Raw genomic sequence first — 2,897 nt, forward strand, 5'->3', positions numbered from 1 at the left:
CGCCCGGGAAACTCCCATCTATGGAATGGGGACAGCCTGGCATTTGAAGACTGCCTCTCCCCGGAGTGAAGCCGCCAATTTTCTTTTAAACATCGATGACATCACTCCCTGGGATGTGGATCATCCTGTTCTATATACCATAAAAATGACACTGCTGAGCCCTGATGGGAGGGTGCTGGATGCCCAGAATCTCAGGATCGGTTTCAGAACCATCTGTATCGAAGACAATGTGATCAAGCTCAACGGTCAAAGGGTTGTTTTCCGAGGTGTCAACCGGCATGAACACTCCTATGAAGGAGGACGGGTCGTCATCCGGGAACATATGGTCAAAGAGATCAAGCTGATGAAACAGCTCAACTTCAATGCGGTGAGAACTTCTCATTACCCCAACTCCTCCCTCTGGTATGATTTGTGTGACCAATATGGACTCCTGGTTGTCTGTGAGAGCAATCTGGAGACCCATGGAGTGGCTGGACGCATCTCTAATGACCCGGAGTGGGCCGAGGCCATGTTGGAAAGGGCCAGACGGATGGCTCTGGTGCATAAAAATCACACTTCCATCGTTTCCTGGTCTCTGGGGAATGAGTCGGGTTATGGAGCCGGCCATGCCGGCATGGCCGGGTGGCTGCGGGAGTATGACAAGTCCCGGCTGGTTCAGTATGAGAATAATGACCCGGGTCCTCTGGGCAGCGATATAAAATGCTCCATGTACCCCAGTCTGGAAATCATCAGACACATGATCGCAGATAACAGGGACCGCCGTCCCATCGTCCTAGTGGAATATGCCTATCAGATCAGCAATACCACCGGACATTTTGATCAGTTTAGAAAGCTGACTGAGGAGTATGAAATATTTCAGGGAGGCTTTGTCTGGGACTGGATGGATAAATGTCTGCCTGCTTTTACTGAGGATGGAGAAGAATTTTTCGGTTTTGGAGGTGACTTCGGGGAAGATCTGACAGATAGTGTCTGCCCTTTTTACATGTGTGCCAACGGAATGGTACTGCCTGATCTGAAACCGAAACCTTCGGCTCTGGAGATCAAAGAGGGGCAGTCTCCCTTTTTCTTTTCCATGACTCATCAGGAAGGAGGAGTCTTTGTTCTCCATAACAGAAGCCAGAGCCTCAGTCTGGAAGATGTGGAAGTCAAATGGACCCTCCAGCATCTGGACCGCAGTATAGCTTCAGGTACGGCGGAACTGATCAATCCCGAAGGGATAGATACTGAGGGTCTGCTTGAACTGGTGAACGGCTGGGACTTCAGGAAAGAGCCGAAAGCCTTTTTGGAAACAGGGATGAAGGATTATCCTTTTACCCTGGATACATCTTTATGGAGTGATCTTTCTCATGAACTGTATCTGAATCTCTCTGTCCGGATCAAATCTGACCAGTCCTGGGTGGAAGAAGGTTTCGAATTTCATAACCACCAGGTTCAGCTGAAAGGATCGGCTCCTGCTGTTTTCATGTCTATCAGTACGAACACAGAAATGCCTGTTCTCAGGGAACTGGAAAATGGCCTGTCTGTCACGGGAAAGTCTTTTTCTCTTATCATAGATAATCAAGGCCTGATTCAGAACTACAGCCGGGGAGAGAAAGACTACTTCATGGGAGGATCTCCCAATTTCTTCAGAGCTAGAACCGGCCTTCATCTGGAAGACAAATGGTGGGGACCGGTCAATGAACTATGGAAAGCCTTTGATCCAGCCCTGTGGTCCATCAGTGAAAGTCGTTTGGATTGGGCCTATTATCAGAAAGATTCAAAACTACTTATAGAGTCGAAACGGCGTATGGCAGGACCAAAAGGAGATGCGGAAATCAGCACTGTCTGGACGGTGTATTCCGATGGGACTCTGGATCTTTCTATCACATTGGATATCGATTCAGCTTATGAACATCTCCCCCGTGTGGGATGCAGTTTTATCCTGTCTGAGGGATTTGACAATATGGAATGGTTTGGCCGGGGTCCTGGTGAAAGTTATTGTGACAGATCCCTTGCCACAAGGATTGACCGCTTTCAATGCTCAGTGGAAGAGAGTCATTTTCCCTTTATTCCAGTCAGCCATAATGGCAGTCACAGTGATACAAGGGAACTGACTTTGAAACACAGTGATGGACGATTTGTTTGTGTAGAAGGGAGAAACTTCACTTTTACGGCTCATCACAACAGCAGCGAAGAGTATCAATCTGTTCTACATGAGCACGAACTGATCCGTCATAAAGAAGTTTATCTGGATCTGGATATAGCCATGGCCGGGATCGGAGGGGACATGGCCTGGTCTACCCAGCTGGATGAGAAGCATAAGGTCCCTACAGCTGTGTATACTCTTAACCTGAGGTTTGATTTTTCCTGATATATTAAACCCAGCCCCGGCTTCGCAGGTATCCGGCAATCAGAGCCGCAGAGAGAGCAGATACCAGGGTGGTCACCGTGACAATGGCGGCTCCCCGGGATGGACTGTGTCCCTGATTCCGGGCCATCACAAAAAATGATATGGAGCTGGGACAGGCTGCCATTAAAAGCAGCGACCCTGTCATCTCGGGGCTCAGTTTCAAATATATAGCCGCTGCAAAGGCACTCAGGGGCATCACGATCAGTTTCAAAACAGTAATCAGGGATATCTCCAAACGGTCCTGGTGCTCCATTCTGAACTCCAGACTCCCTCCTACGGCGAGTAGTGCCAGGGGAAGGGCCGCCTGGGCGAGGAGACCCAGAGTATTGTTCACCATAACTGGAACTGACAGAGGACTCAGCCATAGGGCGATCCCTATGAGAAGAGCGATCATAACAGGATTTTTTGCCATGGACAGGGCAAACTCTTTAATTGAATCAGCCCGGCTTTTTCCCTGCTCAGCACTCGTTAGCAAGAGGCCCGATGTGAGTATGGACAGGGGCATCAG

2 protein-coding genes are annotated in these 2,897 nt (G+C 49.2%); one reads left to right on the forward strand and one right to left on the reverse strand.

Features of this window, described 5'->3' with window-relative positions:
- A partial coding sequence (locus PF479_RS18005) for a glycoside hydrolase family 2 TIM barrel-domain containing protein (protein WP_298009606.1) occupies nucleotides 1-2,350 on the forward strand: 2,350 nt, incomplete at its 5' end.
- A gap of 4 nt (nucleotides 2,351-2,354) precedes the next feature.
- On the opposite strand, the gene PF479_RS18010 is transcribed toward PF479_RS18005, so the two are convergent.
- Nucleotides 2,355-2,897 (reverse strand): AEC family transporter (locus tag PF479_RS18010; protein ID WP_298009609.1); only part of this gene is annotated, 543 nt, incomplete at its 5' end.

Source organism: Oceanispirochaeta sp. (assembly GCF_027859075.1).
Taxonomy (GTDB): Bacteria; Spirochaetota; Spirochaetia; order DSM-2461; family DSM-2461; genus Oceanispirochaeta.